The sequence below is a fragment of the Neobacillus sp. SAB-20_R2A genome, from assembly GCF_049568635.1.
GTDB lineage: Bacteria > Bacillota > Bacilli > Bacillales > Cytobacillaceae > Neobacillus > Neobacillus citreus.
The window spans coordinates 4,311,916-4,327,154 of the sequence record NZ_CP145895.1 but is presented as its reverse complement, the minus strand read 5'-3'; the positions used below and the strand labels follow the sequence as shown (position 1 = coordinate 4,327,154).

The window sequence follows — 15,239 nt, the reverse complement described above, 5'->3', positions numbered from 1 at the left end:
TAATTGAATATTAGTTCAATAATATGCGGAAGGGGGATGAGGAGTTTGGAAAATATACGTAATCAATCTTTCCCTGTAAAAACAATAGATGATTGGAAGGAACAGGCCGAGAAATCATTAAAAGGGAAAAAGATTGAATTATTACAAAGTACCACCTATGAAAACATTGTTTTGAAACCGCTTTATACCGAGCAGGATGAACAACAGGTACCTGACTATCCTGGAGGATCTGATTTTAGAAGGGGAATTGCCCCATTAGGATATGTAACAGACGAATGGAAAGTTGCCCAGAAAATATCTTATCAAACACCCGAAGAACTTAAACAAAAGCTTCAAGAGGCCCTTGAAAAGGGACAAACAGCAATTTCTTTTGAAGTTTCGAAAAACAATAGTTTTCCAGATTTATTGGGTGGTTTAGAGAAAGAATACCCATTTGCTATCAACGCCAGATGGGAATTGAATGACATTTTAAAAAATCTTGCCGGCCAGTATAGTGATGGAACAAACCTTACAGGCTACATAGGCAATGACCCCGTTTCCCTATTTGCAGAAGTTGGAGCAATCGAAGAGGAATTACTTAAAGAACGGACAAGTCAAATCCTGCAAGCAGATGGAAAGTTTCCTTATTTACGTACTGTTCTTGTCGACACCACTCCGTACCATAATGGCGGAGCTAACGCTGTTCAAGAGCTCGGGATTGCCGCAGCCACAGGAGTCTATTACTTACAAGAGCTTCTTGATAATGGCATGAACATTGAAAAAGCTCTATCAAAAATAGTTTTCCAATTTTCCATCGGCAGCAACTTTTTTATGGAACTCTCCAAGCTTAGAGCAGCCCGCGTAATCTGGAAGCGGATTGCGGAACTTTACGGTGCCGAAGCGGAAGCAAGGGGTATGCAGATTGCCGCCACAACCTCATCTTTTACAAAAACTATCTTTGACTCTCATGTCAATATCCTTCGTTCCGCCAACGAGGCATTTGCCGCTGTTTTAGGGGGAGCCCAATATTTGCATGTGGAGCCGTTTAATGAATTGACTGGGCCTACTTCTTTCTCCGAACGGATTGCTCGCAACATCCAGCTAATTTTAAAAGAAGAAGCACACTTGCAGAAGGTGGTTGACCCTGCAGGCGGCTCTTGGTATGTGGAGACGCTGACCAATCAGCTAGCGGAAAATGCATGGGAATTTTTTAAGGGAATTGAGGCTGCGGGAGGCATTTTGGAGGCATTAAAGTCAAACTGGCTTCAACAGCACATTGCTGCTGTTTATGAAAAAAAGAACCTCGATATTCAAATAAGAAAGCAAAGTATCGTCGGGACAAATGTTTATGCCAAATTGGATGAAGCGGTACCTATCCAAAAGCAGCTAATGAAAATGGCCGCAGCCACAAAGGACTACGAGGCCATCCCTCAGCACAGATTAGCAGAACCATATGAGGAGCTTCGCTTCAAGGCAAACCAATTACAGGAAACAACAGGTGCTGCACCTTCAGTCGGCATGCTATGTCTAGGCGAACTAAAGCAGCATAAACCAAGACTTGATTTCATGAAGGGCTTTCTTGCAGCCGGCGGAATCCATCCTGCTGAAAGCAAGCCGGTCCACACGATAGAGGATGCCAGACAATTTATCATAGACTTAAAAACTAACTTTGTCTGCATTTGCGGAACAAATGAACAGTATGAGCAAATCGGACATGAGATGCTGACAGCGTTAAAATCTGAATTTCCAAACCTAATCTTCCTTCTGGCCGGGCTTCCTGATAAAGAACTGCAGGCCCAGTGGCACGAAGAGGGGCTTAAGCGGTTTATTCATGTAAAAAGCAATTGCTGTGAAACCATCGATGAAATCCTATCTGACATGGAGGTGAACTCTCTTGAACAAACAAAAGCCTGATTTTCAAAACGCAAAACTGTTTGAGAACCAGAATTTTATCACGGAAGAAGCATGGCAGGAAAAAGTTGATAAAGAGATTTCCTCCTCCCTTGATGATTTACTGTTCGAGACCAATGAACAAATCATGCTAAAACCGATTTATACAAAGGAAGACCGAGACGGGACAGAACAGCTCGGCAGCCTGCCGGGGCTTCCTCCATACACAAGGGGACCATATCCGACCATGTATGTGAACCGTCCTTGGACAGTCAGGCAGTATGCCGGATTCTCCACTGCCGAAGAGAGTAACGCCTTTTACCGCCGCAATCTGGCGATGGGGCAAAAAGGCTTATCGGTGGCATTTGACCTGGCCACTCACCGCGGATATGACTCTGACCATCCAAGGGTAGTCGGTGACGTTGGGAAAGCTGGGGTGGCAATTGATTCAGTGCTCGATATGAAAACTCTCTTTGACGGAATTCCGCTCGATCAAATGTCCGTTTCCATGACGATGAATGGCGCCGTTCTCCCGGTACTGGCTTTTTACATCGTAACGGCCGAAGAACAGGGAGTCAGCCAGGAAAAACTGTCCGGAACGATTCAAAATGATATTCTAAAAGAGTACATGGTCAGGAATACGTATATTTATCCGCCAGAAATGTCGATGAAGATCATTGCCGATATCTTCGAATATACGTCCAAATACATGCCTAAGTTTAATAGCATTAGTATTTCTGGCTATCATATGCAGGAGGCCGGGGCACCTGCCGATATCGAACTCGCTTATACGTTAGCAGACGGCTTGGAATATGTAAGAACCGGACTTAAAGCCGGAATCGACATTGATTCATTTGCCCCAAGACTGTCCTTTTTCTGGGCCATCGGTATGAACTACTTCATGGAAGTGGCCAAAATGCGGGCAGCAAGATATATCTGGGCAAAAATGATGAAATCCTTCCATCCGAAAAACGAAAAATCAATGGCACTCCGCACCCATTCGCAAACATCAGGCTGGAGTTTGACCGAGCAGGATCCGTTTAATAATGTAACCCGGACGCTGATTGAAGCGCATGCGGCGGCAATGGGCCACACCCAATCCCTGCACACAAATGCGTTGGACGAAGCGATTGCCCTGCCGACCGACTTTTCAGCGCGGATTGCCCGTAATACGCAGTTGTTTTTACAAGAAGAAACTGGCATAACCAAGGTTATCGATCCATGGGCAGGCTCCTACTATGTGGAAAAACTGACGGATGAATTAATCAAGCGGGCTTGGACACATATCGAGGAGATTGAAAATCTCGGCGGAATGGCGAAGGCTATTGAAACCGGGCTGCCGAAAATGAAAATTGAAGAGGCGGCGGCAAGACGGCAGGCACAAATCGACTCTGCAAAAGAAACGATTATTGGTGTTAATCGCTACCGGCTTGAAAAAGAAGAGCCAATTGATATTTTGGACATTGATAATACAGCTGTCCGTTTAAAGCAAATTGAAAAACTAAATTCCTTAAAAGCAAATCGGGACTTTCAGAAAGTGGAAGAGGCTTTAATAGCTTTAGCCAATGCGGCTGCTTCCGGCGAAGGGAATTTATTAGAGCTTGCTGTCAAGGCGGCACGCGAAAGAGCGACGCTAGGCGAAATTTCCGATGCGATAGAAAAAGCAGCGGGTCGTCATAAAGCAATTATCCGTTCCATTAGCGGCGTCTACAGCACTTCTTTTACAAACGAAGAAGAAATTGCCGAAGTCCAAAGAATGACAGAAGAATTCCTTGAAAATGAAGGCAGACGGCCGCGGATTCTGATTGCGAAAATGGGGCAGGACGGTCATGATCGCGGGGCGAAGGTCATTTCTACGGCATTTGCCGATCTTGGCTTTGATGTCGATATCGGCCCGCTCTTCCAAACACCGGAGGAAACAGCCCTGCAAGCGGTGGAAAATGACGTTCACGTGATCGGAATGAGTTCACTTGCTGCTGGTCATAAGACGCTCCTTCCGCAGCTTATTAATGAATTGAAAAGATTAGGCCGCGAGGATATTTTGGTTGTTGTCGGCGGCGTTATCCCAGCTCAGGATTATCAATTCTTATATGACAATGGTGCGGCGGCCATCTTCGGCCCTGGTACGATTATTCCAGTAGCTGCGCAAAAGGTAATCAAGGAGATATATAGACAGCTTGGGTACGAGGAAGTGGCAAATTAAATGACGGGTGAACAAAGACCGGAATGGGCAAACCCCGAAGAGCCGGATAAATTTTCAACTGTCATCAGGAAAGGCAAGGAGCAGGAAACAGGAGAAGTGACTTTTCAAAAAAATGTCCGTTTTCAAAAACGCGGATCGACTGAGCCCTCGCTAGACGAATTGTATGAAGGGGTCCTTAAAGGTGATCGAAGCCTGCTTGCCCGGGCGATTACCCTTGTGGAAAGCAACGCTGAACAGCATTTTCAAAAAGCACAGGCGCTCCTGCAAAAGCTGCTGGTTCACTCTAGTAAGTCAATTCGCATCGGTATTACCGGGGTGCCTGGGGCTGGAAAAAGCACATTTATTGAGGCGTTCGGAACCTATCTATGTGAACTTGGACTAAGAGTTGCCGTTTTGGCGATTGACCCAAGCTCAAAGATTAGCGGCGGGAGCATCCTCGGTGACAAAACCCGAATGGAAACATTGGCCCGGAATCCAAAAGCGTTTATCCGTCCCTCGCCAACGGCTGGGAAGCTCGGCGGGGTTCACCGGAAAACAAGGGAAGCAATGCTGATTTGTGAAGCAGCTGGCTTTGATGTCATACTAATTGAAACGGTCGGTGTAGGCCAAAGTGAAGTTATCATTCGTGATATGGTCGACTTTTTCATGCTGCTTGTCCTAACAGGTGCTGGTGACGAATTGCAGGGAATGAAAAAAGGCATTATGGAACTGGCCGATTGCCTCATCGTCCACAAAGCGGACGGGACGAATAAGCAAAATGCCGAGAAAACGAGGAAAGAATATAACCGTATCCTGCATTTTCTCCAGCCGGCCACAAAGGGATGGGGAACGAAAGCCTATACCTGTTCGTCTTTGACCCACGAGGGAATCGCAGATATCTGGAAGCTCATCCAAACCTTCGAAACGACGGTGAAAACCTCAGGCGTTTTCGACGAAAGAAGAAAATTTCAATCAAGAGAATGGCTGTATTCGATGATTACCGATACTCTTCACTATCATTTCTTTCATCACCCTGGTGTGAAGAATTTGCTTCCTAAGTATGAAAACGAAGTCATCACCGGGGACGTAACGGTGGCCACAGCCGTGGAAAAGCTTTATGAGACATTTATAAACTCTAATCAATAGCTGTCGATTCATCGGCAGCTTTTCTTTTTCACGTCAGGAATAATCATTTGAAAAAAACATATTTTAACTGTTATGATGTAGGTATGTAAGACATAAGGAGTGAATTCAATGAGCATGGATTTTAATATTTTTATGAACGATGTTGTCCGCCAGGCGCGTCAGGAAATCTCCACTGCCGGATACCAAGAGCTAAAGACAGCCGATGAGGTTGAAGAGGCTTTAAACCAAAAGGGTACAACTCTAGTCATGATTAATTCTGTTTGCGGCTGCGCCGGCGGTATTGCCCGTCCAGCGGCAGCATACTCCGTTCATTATGATAAGCGCCCAGATCACCTAGTAACGGTTTTTGCCGGTCAGGATAAAGAAGCGACAGAAAAGGCAAGAAGCTATTTTACAGGCTATCCGCCATCCTCTCCTTCCTTCGCCTTATTAAAGGACGGAAAGATTTGTTCCATGATTGAAAGACATCAGATTGAAGGCTATGACCCAGCAACGGTGGTTGCCAAGCTTCAGCAGGAATTTGATAAATATTGCGAAGAAATATAATAATTTAACCCAAGAAAGGTTAAATATACCTATTAAACACCTCTTCATAAAAGAGGTGTTTTTTTATGAAAATACACATAAAAAAATGGTTTGTGCCCATTTTAACTAGTATAAAAGGTACGCTCAATTTTTTGAATATTTTTATATTAGAAAAATATCTTTTCAAAAATTCATTGCTGTGTTAATATCCATTTTGTTGAATAAAAATTCAAGTCATTATATAATTTCAAATTTTAATAATCAGGAGGGACATCATGAAAAAGACATTTTTATTTCTAACTATTATTTTTTCATTAGTCGTTATGGCTGCTTGCGGCCAAAGTAATAAGGACGGAGCCAACGGTGAAAAATCGTCGGACAAAAAATTACTAACAATGGCAACATCGGCTGATTTTGCTCCATTTGAATCTAGAAATCCATCAGGTGACATTGAAGGTTTCGATATTGACCTGGCAAATGCGATTGCTGACGAATTAGGATATAAGCTTGAAATTAAAGACATGAAGTTTGATGGCTTAATCGGAGCATTGCAGGCAAAACGTGTTGATATGGTCCTTGCTGGAATGTCAGCAACTGAGAAGCGTAAAAAGAATGTAGATTTTTCAACCGAATATAATCGTTCAGGTGAAATGTTCATTACTTTAAAGGATTCTAACATTAAAACAGTAGATGATTTAAAAGGAAAAACACTTGGTGTTCAATTAGGAACCATCCAAGAAGAGGGTGCTAAGGAACTTCAAAAGAAGATTAACTTTACATCAAAGCCATTAGACAATGCTACAACTTTAATTCAAGAACTATTAACTAAGCGAATCGATGCCGCTTATTTAGATAAGTCAGTGGCTACCGGTTATATTAAAGAGCAAAATTTAGCGGGATTTGATGATCCTACAAGCAGTTCACCAGGGATGGCCATCGCTTTTCCTAAAGGCAGTGCGCTTGTAAAGGATGTTAATAAGGCTCTTGATAAATTGGAGCAAAATGGAAAGCTGCAAGAATTGAAAGATAAGTGGTTAAAAGACCAACAATAATAGCATTTTTTTAAAAGAAAATATTTGAGGTGAGGTGTAAGGCATGAATTTGGATTTTAGCCAAATTGTGCCTTATATTCCTTTTATACTAAAAGGAATATGGGTAACATTAAAATTTGTCGTTGTCGCCATTATATTTGGATTTGTTCTCGGTACCATTCTGGCATTATTGAAAATTTCCAGAGTCAAGGCTTTAAATTGGCTTGCAGATATATATACATCCATTTTCCGCGGAACGCCATTGATTTTACAACTAATGTTAATTTATTTTGCGGTTCCGCAATTAACAGGTTACGATATTGATCCATTCCTATCGTCTATTCTGGCATTTGGGCTGAATTCATCTGCGTATGTGTCAGAGATTATCAGAGCGGGCATTCAAGCCGTGGATAAAGGTCAGACAGAAGCAGCCCTGGCGCTCGGTGTTCCTTATCGCCTGATGATGAAGGACATTATTTTGCCGCAGGCCCTTAAAAATATTTTACCGGCCCTTATGAATGAATTTGTTACCTTAACAAAGGAATCGGCGCTTGTATCAACAATCGGCTACTTGGATTTAATGCGCCGTGCCCAGGTTGTGGGAGCAGATACGTATCATAATTTTGAACCATTAATTTTTGTCGGACTGATCTATTGGGTCCTCGTTTTCGTTTTAACAACTGCTGGCAAACTGGTTGAAAGGAGGCTGAAATATAGTGATTAAAGTAGAGAACCTCTATAAACAGTTTGGCGATAATGAAGTCTTAAAAAATATTTCAACCAGTATCGAAAGCGGTGAGGTAGTCTCCATTATCGGACCATCAGGGTCAGGAAAATCAACCTTTCTTCGCTGTTTGAATTTGTTGGAGGAACCGACAAAAGGGAAAGTGTGGATTAATAATCAAGACATTACCGACCGAAAAACGGATATTTCGAAAGTCAGACAGGAAATCGGCATGGTCTTTCAGCATTTCTATTTATTCCCTCATATGACTGTTTTGCAGAACTTAACGTATGCACCGATGAGAGTTAAAGGTGAATCTAGGGAAACTGCTGAGAAAAAAGGCCGCGAACTATTAGCCAAAGTGGGACTGTCTGAAAAAGAATCAGCCTATCCTAATAATCTTTCAGGGGGGCAGAAGCAGAGGGTGGCCATCGCCCGTGCCCTTGCCATGGAGCCAAAGTTAATGCTATTTGATGAACCGACATCTGCACTTGACCCAGAGATGGTCAAGGAAGTTCTTAATGTTATTAAGGACTTGGCTCATACAGGTATTACGATGGCAATCGTTACCCATGAAATGGGATTTGCGCGGGAAGTTTCCGACCGGATTATGTTTCTTGATGAAGGGAAATTGTTAGAAGAAGGCTCGCCGGAAGAGTTTTTCAAAAATCCAAAGACCACTCGTGCAAAGGACTTTTTAGAAAAAGTTTTATAAATTGTTGATCGTAGAAAATGAATAAGAATGTTAGATTGATGCAAACTAGGGGAAAAACGGCAGGAGGATGATTATGATCAAAATCTTTTCGTCAATCCTGATGGCACTTTCCCTATCCCCCATCTGGCCATTGGGTCCGAACCCATTGCCTGGGGATCCATTTGTGATCGTGAATAAAAGTAATAATGAACTTGCCTTTATTAGTGAGAATAGAGTCCAAACCGTAGTTAGTGTCGGGACGGGAAAGACAGAGGATTTAACGCCGGAGGGCCTGTTTACCATTACGGTAAAAGCAGAGAATCCATACTATCGCCGCAGCGACATTCCAGGGGGCGATCCGAAGAATCCGCTAGGTTCGCGGTGGCTTGGCTTTGACGCAAGGGAGACTGATGGCAGAATCTACGGTATTCATGGCACCAATCAGCCGGCTTCCGTTGGAAAATATGTTTCACAAGGCTGTATCCGCACCCAGAATGAGGTTATTACCTCATTATTCCCGTTGATACCGCTTGGGACAAAAATTTTAGTAACATCATCCAATAAATCATTTGAAGCACTGGCAAAGGAAAGCGGTGCTATCAAATAAGAAAAAGGGACTGTCCGTCAATGCGGACAGTCCCTTTTTGTTATGATAAGAACTGGGCAATTCCAATTAGAAGAGTGGAAGCCAGCATAGCAAAGAGCATTAAATAAACAATAATTTTTCTGGATTTTTTGTTATTCAAAATGAATGCCTCCTTTTGGTTAAAAGGTTTTAACTACATTGTACTTGGAAAAGCCCAAAAGGACAACGGAACAACTCAGCAATTTAGGAAGGATTTATGAACTTTTTCACGAATAATGTTATTGTCGAATTTATGTTAAAATTGAAAAAAGGGGATTTTAAAATGATTAAAAAAATCGATCATATTGGAATTGCTGTAATGTCTCTTGAGGCGACCCTTCCTTTTTATACGGAAGTGTTAAAGCTCCCTCTTTTAAAAATTGAAGAAGTGGTCAGTCAAAAGGTAAAGGTTGCATTTTTGCAGGCCGGCGAGACCAAGCTTGAGCTTCTCGAACCTACTTCAGAGGAGAGCACGATTGCCAACTTCATTGAAAGACGCGGCGAGGGCATACACCATGTAGCTCTTGGGGTGGAATCAATTGAAGCAAGAATTGCGGAAATGAAGGAGCATGGTATTAGGATGATCGATGAGGTGCCAAGGCCAGGGGCAGGCGGGGCAGATATTGCCTTCATGCATCCAAAATCGGCATCGGGCGTTTTATTTGAGCTTTGCGAAAAGAAACAGACAAAGGGGTAACAAAATGGATATCTATGAAGTGTTAAACGAGCTGTATGACAAACGCCGGGAGGTAGAACTCGGCGGCGGTGATGAACGGATTGAAAAGCAGCACGAAAAAGGGAAGCTGACAGCCCGCGAGCGGATTGACCTGTTAGTCGATAAGGGGACGTTTGTTGAATTAAATCCATTTATTGAGCACCGCACAAACGATTTTGGGATGGAAGACCAAAAGGGGCCTGGCGATGGCGTTGTAACTGGATATGGAAAAGTGAACGGACGTCCAATTTATTTGTTTTCACAGGATTTTACCGTTTTTGGCGGCGCTTTGGGGGAAATGCATGCCAAAAAGATTGCTAATGTAATGGATTTGGCAGCCAAAAATGGCACCCCGTTTGTCGGTCTGAATGATTCCGGCGGTGCCCGCATCCAAGAAGGGGTTGTATCCTTAGACGGCTACGGACAAATCTTTTACCGCAATTCTATTTATTCGGGAGTCATTCCGCAGATTTCCGTCATCATGGGCCCATGTGCCGGCGGTGCGGTTTATTCACCCGCAATTACCGATTTTGTATTCATGGTGGAAAAAACGAGCCAAATGTTCATTACTGGGCCGAAGGTTATTGAAACCGTTACTGGGGAGAAAATTTCGGCAGAAGACTTGGGCGGTGCCGGTGTACATAATACCATCAGCGGGAATGCTCATTTCCGCGGTGCAACCGAGGAAGAAGTTTTGGCAAATGTACGAAAGCTGCTGAGCTACTTGCCGCAGAATAATGAAGAAAAACCGCCAAGAGTGGAAGTGGCAGAAGAGGAAGATTACCGTCCTGATTTGACGGATGTGATTCCCTTCGATGCTGTCCGCCCATACGACGTAAGAAATGTTATTGAACAGGTTGTTGATGCGGATTCTTTCATGGAAATTCATAAGGATTTTGCCAGAAATATTGTTGTTGGGTTTGCAAGAATTAAAGGGGAAACAGTGGGACTTGTTTGTAACCAGCCAAAAGTAATGGCCGGCGGTCTTGACATCGATTCTTCTGACAAAGCAGCCCGATTCATTCGCACCTGCGATTCTTTTAATATCCCGATTATCACCTTTGAAGATGTAACTGGCTTCTTTCCGGGCGTTAAGCAGGAGCATGGCGGCATCATCCGCCACGGGGCAAAAATTTTATTTGCTTATTCAGAAGCGACCGTTCCGAAGTTGACGGTAATTCTGCGTAAAGCCTACGGCGGCGCGTATGTGGCGCTTAACAGTAAGTCAATCGGAGCCGACCTTGTCTTTGCCTGGCCGAATGCGGAGATTGCCGTCATGGGTCCACAGGGAGCAGCTAATATTATTTTCGCAAAGGAAATCCAAAACAGCGATAACCCTGAACAGACTAGGCAGCAAAAAATAGAGGAGTACCGTGAGAAATTTGCGAACCCTTATGTCGCGGCATCCAGGGGAATGGTGGATGACGTCATCGACCCGCGCGAAACTAGAATCAAGTTGATTCAAGCATTAGAGATGCTAAGGTCGAAGAAAGAATCGAGACCATATAAAAAACACGGAAATATTCCGTTGTAGATTTTTTGGGACCATTTTTAATGGTCCTTTCATTTGTAGACTCGTTTGAAAAAAAGGTATACTGAAAAAGTAAAGTACATATATTGGAGGCTTCGGCAAATGATTAACCAAGAACGTCTTTTAAATGAATTTTTAGAGCTGGTCCAAATTGATTCAGAAACTAAACATGAGGCCGAAATTGCTAAAGTGTTAAAGAAAAAGTTCAGCGACTTAGGACTTGACGTATATGAGGATGATACAACTTCTATAACTGGCCATGGCGCTGGCAACTTGGTCTGCACCCTTGCTGCAACGAAAGAAGGGGTAGACCCAATTTATTTTACCTCTCATATGGATACAGTTGTGCCTGCCAGGGGAGTTAAGCCTTCGATAAAAGACGGTTATGTAGTGACCGATGGAACGACCATCCTTGGAGCAGATGATAAGACAGGTTTATCTGTTATGTTAGAAGTGATTCGTGTGATGAAAGAACAAAACATTGCGCATGGCCAAATCCAGTTTGTGATTACCGCTGGGGAAGAATCCGGCCTTGTCGGGGCAAAAGCTCTTGATCCTACGCTAATGAAGGCAAAATATGGCTACGCGCTTGACAGCGACGGGTTAGTCGGAAACGTGGTTGTGGCCGCACCGACCCAAGCGAAAATTAAAACGGTTATCTATGGAAAAACAGCCCATGCCGGGGTTGCACCTGAAAAAGGTGTTTCTGCTATTACGATTGCGGCAAAGTCTATCGCGAGAATGTCGTTAGGGCGAATTGACCACGAGACAACTGCCAATATTGGACGCTTTGAAGGCGGCCAAGCGACAAACATTGTCTGCGACCGGGTTGATATTTTGGCTGAAGCCCGTTCTTTGATTCCTGAAAAAATGGAAGCGCAGGCTGCGAAAATGAAGGAAGCCTTTGAAACAGTTGCTTCAGAAATGGGCGGACGTGCTGAGGTGGATGTGCAAGTTATGTATCCGGGCTTCAAATTTGGTGAAGGCGACCAGGTGGTAGAAATCGCTCGTAAAGCAGCTGCTAAAATTGGCCGCAGCTGCGAGCTGCAGCATAGCGGCGGCGGCAGCGACGCGAACGTCATCGCAGGCTTCGGTATTCCAACCGTGAACCTCGCTGTCGGTTACGAAGAAATCCACACTACCAATGAGCGCATGCCGATTGAGGAGCTATACAAGCTTGGGGAAATGGTCTTGGCGATCATTGATGAAGTGACGAACCAATAAAGTTTTTTGAAGGGGAACCTGATTTTTATGGGTTCTCCTTTTTGATATACTATAGTCAAAGGGGGTGGCTCTGAATGAAGGAAATGTACCCAAAAAACGGGCGGGTCATTTTACATGTGGATATGAATAGCTTTTATGCTTCCGTGGAGATGGCATACGACCCTTCCCTCAAAGGAAAGCCGCTTGCCATTGCCGGAAACGTTGAGGAGCGCAGAGGGATTATTGTCACCTGCAGCTATGAAGCGAGAAAATTTGGCGTGAAAACAACGATGCCCCTTTGGGAAGCGAGAAAGCTTTGCCCGCAGCTGATTGTCAAATCACCCAATTTTGACCGTTACCGGGCGGCCTCGATGGGCATGTTTACTATCCTCAGACAGTACACAGACCTAGTTGAGCCCGTATCCATTGACGAGGGCTATATGGATATTACCGAAAGCTTTGAGTTCGGCAGTCCTATCGAAATCGCCCAAACCATTCAAAAAAGAATCCTTGAGCAGCTGGATTTACCCTGCAGCATCGGGATTGCCCCTAATAAATTTTTAGCCAAAACGGCTTCAGATATGAAAAAACCGATGGGAATCACGATTCTTCGCAAACGTGATATCCCCGCCAAACTCTGGCCTTTAAATACAAACGAAATGCACGGTGTGGGTAAAAAGACGGCCGAAAAACTAAAAACCATCGGCATTCATACCATTGGCGAACTGGCAAAAGCTAATGATATTCAGCTAAAAACACTGCTTGGCATCAATGGTATTCGTTTAAAAGAGCGGGCAAATGGAAATGACCACCGGCCTGTCGACCCCGAATCGATTGATGAATTTAAAAGCATCGGCAATTCCACCACCTTGCCACGAGACGTCAGCAACCAGCAGGAGCTTTTTCAAGTCTTGGATTCGCTCGCCGAGACGGTATCCGTCAGGCTGAAACGAAAAAATGTCCTGGCAACTACTATCGGTATCACGATTCGGTACAAGGATAGAAAGACCATCACACGGAGTAAAAAGCTTGCTAATCCAATCGGCCAAAAAGAGGAACTTGCTTCATTAGCCAAGCAACTACTTTTAAAACATTGGAGCGGGGATCCGGTTAGATTGTTAGGAATCACCGGAACTGATTTAGTGGAACATGACAACGCCTATAAACAGCTGGATTTGTTTTCCTATGAAAAGGACGCCAAAAAAGAGCCGCTTCTTAAAACCCTTTCCAGCCTTCGTGACAAATATGGAAAAAATATCATTGAAACCGCTGGATCCCACCATATAGAACCTGACCAAAATAAAGGTACTGCGACTAGCTTTAACAAAGATTTTTTACAAAATCATAAAGAAAGCTCCACTTAGCCTAATAGGAAGGCCTAGTGGAGCTTCTATTTTTATTGTTTACAAATATCGACATACATTTCGTTCACCGGCCACCAGAAAAAGCCATCCTTCTCCAGCAGCTCATCTGCCTCTTTCGGCCCCATAGAGCCTGACTCGTAATTTGGATAGGCAGCCTTCTCACTTTCCCAAACCTTCGAGATTTTATCTACGAACGCCCACGAGTAGGCAACTTCGTCCCAATGGGTGAAGTTAGTGGCATCACCGCGCATGCAATCGTAGAGCAGCTTTTCATAGCCTTCCGGCGTGTTCATCGCATGAATACCGGTATTGGCAAAGCTCAATTTTACCTCTTGGGCATCTAAATGGCCGCCGGCTTTTTTTGCATTCAGATGCAGGGTGATTCCTTCTTCCGGCTGAATATGAATCACCAATAGGTTTGGATTGAGCATTTTTTCCGTCTGATAATACAAATTCATCGGGATGTCTTTAAATTGAACGACAATTTTAGTTGTTTTGGCGGTCATTCTTTTTCCGGTTCGAATGTAAAAAGGAACACCGGCCCAGCGGAAATTGTCAATCATAATTTTCCCGGCGACAAAGGTTTCAGTATTGGATTCTTTATCTACATTCGGCTCATCACGGTACCTTGGAACCTGCTTATCACCAATTGTACCCTCGCCATATTGGCCGCGGACAAAGTAATTCTTTACCTGCTCACCCTCAATGGACCGAAGTGACCGGAAGACACGAACCTTTTCAGAGCGAACTTCATCTGTCGTCAGTTTGATCGGCGGCTCCATTGCAAGCAATGCCACCATTTGCATCATATGGTTTTGCAGCATATCTCGTAAGGCACCGCTTGATTCATAATAGCGGCCCCGTTCTTCGACGCCGAGCGTTTCACTGGAGGTCACTTGAATATTGGAAATATACCGGTTATTCCAAAGCGGTTCGAAAATCGCATTAGCGAAGCGGATCACTTCAATATTGCGGACCATTTCTTTTCCTAAATAATGGTCAATCCGGTAAATTTCCTCTTCTGAGAAAGCAGTCCTGATCTGCTTGTTCAATTCCTTTGCCGATTCAAGGTCATGTCCAAACGGTTTTTCAATGACAAGCCGCTTGTAGCCTTTTACATCGGTAAGGCCGTCTGAATTTAAATGAAGCGCAATCGGTCCGAAGAACTCAGGCGCCATGGCCAAATAGAAAATGCGGTTGCCTTCAAGGCCGTAGTGGCCGTCTATTTCATCCGCCAGATTTTTTAAAGCGGCATAGGAATTGGAATCCGCCACATCGTGACTTTGATAGTAGAAATGGGACACAAACTCATCAAGGTTTGGCTTCTCTCCTAATGCAGCAATGACAGAATCCTTAACGGACTGCTTGAATTTCTCATGCGGCTGCTGGGTTCGGGCAATTCCAATCACGGCAAATTTGTCTAAACGGCCGCGTTCATATAATCGATAAAGGGATGGAAACAGCTTTCGTTTGGATAAATCCCCGGTTGCTCCAAAAATCATGATTAATGATGACAGATTTTGATCCATTATGTATTAACCTCTTTCCTAGCGATAATAGCTTTTATATAATCTTAGATTTCGCTAATATCTAAAATAGCATGTATCATTTTTGGAGGAAACAAATAAGC

General features: G+C 43.9%; 14 protein-coding genes. 12 read left to right on the top strand and 2 right to left on the bottom strand.

Annotated elements, in window-relative coordinates; all coding sequences use genetic code 11:
* Positions 1–36: 36 nt before the first annotated feature.
* From V5M37_RS21170 to V5M37_RS21135, 8 genes are all read left to right on the top strand, one after another.
* Positions 37–1,893 (top strand): methylmalonyl-CoA mutase family protein, encoded by a 1,857-nt coding sequence (locus V5M37_RS21170; protein ID WP_423799032.1) that lies wholly within the window; start codon positions 37–39, stop codon positions 1,891–1,893.
* Positions 1,894–1,930: 37 nt separating this feature from the next.
* On the top strand, positions 1,931–4,072 hold the full coding sequence (gene scpA, locus V5M37_RS21165) for a methylmalonyl-CoA mutase (protein ID WP_423802660.1): 2,142 nt from the start codon (positions 1,931–1,933) through the stop codon (positions 4,070–4,072).
* Positions 4,073–5,197 carry a methylmalonyl Co-A mutase-associated GTPase MeaB gene (gene meaB, locus V5M37_RS21160; RefSeq protein WP_423799031.1) on the top strand — a complete coding sequence of 375 codons (1,125 nt, stop codon included), beginning with the start codon at positions 4,073–4,075 and terminating at the stop codon, positions 5,195–5,197.
* Between the two features lie 108 nt (positions 5,198–5,305).
* On the top strand, positions 5,306–5,743 hold the full coding sequence (locus V5M37_RS21155) for a BrxA/BrxB family bacilliredoxin (protein WP_213144926.1): 438 nt from the start codon (positions 5,306–5,308) through the stop codon (positions 5,741–5,743).
* Between the two features lie 254 nt (positions 5,744–5,997).
* Entirely contained in the window at positions 5,998–6,774 is a 777-nt protein-coding gene (locus V5M37_RS21150; RefSeq protein ID WP_423799030.1) for a transporter substrate-binding domain-containing protein, read from the top strand.
* Between the two features lie 43 nt (positions 6,775–6,817).
* Positions 6,818–7,477: an amino acid ABC transporter permease gene (locus V5M37_RS21145; protein ID WP_213144928.1), complete on the top strand. Its 660-nt coding sequence runs from the start codon at positions 6,818–6,820 to the stop codon at positions 7,475–7,477.
* On the top strand, positions 7,470–8,192 hold the full coding sequence (locus V5M37_RS21140) for an amino acid ABC transporter ATP-binding protein (RefSeq protein ID WP_213144929.1): 723 nt from the start codon (positions 7,470–7,472) through the stop codon (positions 8,190–8,192). The genes V5M37_RS21145 and V5M37_RS21140 overlap by 8 nt, the downstream gene beginning before the upstream one ends.
* A gap of 73 nt (positions 8,193–8,265) precedes the next feature.
* Entirely contained in the window at positions 8,266–8,778 is a 513-nt protein-coding gene (locus V5M37_RS21135) for a L,D-transpeptidase (RefSeq protein WP_423799029.1), read from the top strand.
* Between the two features lie 40 nt (positions 8,779–8,818).
* Here the strand turns inward: V5M37_RS21135 and prli42 are convergent, their stop codons facing one another.
* Complete coding sequence (gene prli42, locus V5M37_RS21130; protein ID WP_213144931.1) at positions 8,819–8,917, bottom strand: stressosome-associated protein Prli42; 99 nt, start codon at positions 8,915–8,917, stop codon at positions 8,819–8,821.
* Between the two features lie 162 nt (positions 8,918–9,079).
* Between prli42 and mce the strand changes: the two genes are divergently transcribed.
* The 4 genes from mce to V5M37_RS21110 all read left to right on the top strand — a co-directional run bounded on the left by mce (position 9,080) and on the right by V5M37_RS21110 (position 13,609).
* Entirely contained in the window at positions 9,080–9,493 is a 414-nt protein-coding gene (gene mce / locus V5M37_RS21125) for a methylmalonyl-CoA epimerase (RefSeq protein ID WP_423799028.1), read from the top strand.
* Between the two features lie 4 nt (positions 9,494–9,497).
* Positions 9,498–11,045 (top strand): acyl-CoA carboxylase subunit beta, encoded by a 1,548-nt coding sequence (locus V5M37_RS21120; protein ID WP_423799027.1) that lies wholly within the window; start codon positions 9,498–9,500, stop codon positions 11,043–11,045.
* 99 nt (positions 11,046–11,144) lie between these two features.
* Positions 11,145–12,266 carry a tripeptidase T gene (locus V5M37_RS21115; RefSeq protein WP_423799026.1) on the top strand — a complete coding sequence of 374 codons (1,122 nt, stop codon included), beginning with the start codon at positions 11,145–11,147 and terminating at the stop codon, positions 12,264–12,266.
* 74 nt (positions 12,267–12,340) lie between these two features.
* Positions 12,341–13,609 (top strand): DNA polymerase IV, encoded by a 1,269-nt coding sequence (locus tag V5M37_RS21110; RefSeq protein WP_423799025.1) that lies wholly within the window; start codon positions 12,341–12,343, stop codon positions 13,607–13,609.
* A gap of 32 nt (positions 13,610–13,641) precedes the next feature.
* Here the strand turns inward: V5M37_RS21110 and zwf are convergent, their stop codons facing one another.
* Positions 13,642–15,138, bottom strand: a complete 1,497-nt coding sequence (gene zwf, locus V5M37_RS21105; RefSeq protein WP_423799024.1) for a glucose-6-phosphate dehydrogenase — start codon at positions 15,136–15,138, stop codon at positions 13,642–13,644.
* Positions 15,139–15,239 lie beyond the last annotated feature (101 nt).

Bases quoted from the DNA above. Each gene is read 5' to 3' on its own strand.
- V5M37_RS21115 (WP_423799026.1), top strand. From the start codon at position 11,145: ATGATTAACCAAGAACGTCTTTTAAATGAATTTTTAGAGCTGGTCCAA.
- meaB (WP_423799031.1), top strand. From the start codon at position 4,073: ATGACGGGTGAACAAAGACCGGAATGGGCAAACCCCGAAGAGCCGGAT.
- V5M37_RS21120 (WP_423799027.1), top strand. From the start codon at position 9,498: ATGGATATCTATGAAGTGTTAAACGAGCTGTATGACAAACGCCGGGAG.
- mce (WP_423799028.1), top strand. From the start codon at position 9,080: ATGATTAAAAAAATCGATCATATTGGAATTGCTGTAATGTCTCTTGAG.
- V5M37_RS21110 (WP_423799025.1), top strand. From the start codon at position 12,341: ATGAAGGAAATGTACCCAAAAAACGGGCGGGTCATTTTACATGTGGAT.
- V5M37_RS21135 (WP_423799029.1), top strand. From the start codon at position 8,266: ATGATCAAAATCTTTTCGTCAATCCTGATGGCACTTTCCCTATCCCCC.
- V5M37_RS21145 (WP_213144928.1), top strand. From the start codon at position 6,818: ATGAATTTGGATTTTAGCCAAATTGTGCCTTATATTCCTTTTATACTA.
- V5M37_RS21170 (WP_423799032.1), top strand. From the start codon at position 37: ATGAGGAGTTTGGAAAATATACGTAATCAATCTTTCCCTGTAAAAACA.
- V5M37_RS21155 (WP_213144926.1), top strand. From the start codon at position 5,306: ATGAGCATGGATTTTAATATTTTTATGAACGATGTTGTCCGCCAGGCG.
- zwf (WP_423799024.1), bottom strand. From the start codon at position 15,138: ATGGATCAAAATCTGTCATCATTAATCATGATTTTTGGAGCAACCGGG.
- V5M37_RS21150 (WP_423799030.1), top strand. From the start codon at position 5,998: ATGAAAAAGACATTTTTATTTCTAACTATTATTTTTTCATTAGTCGTT.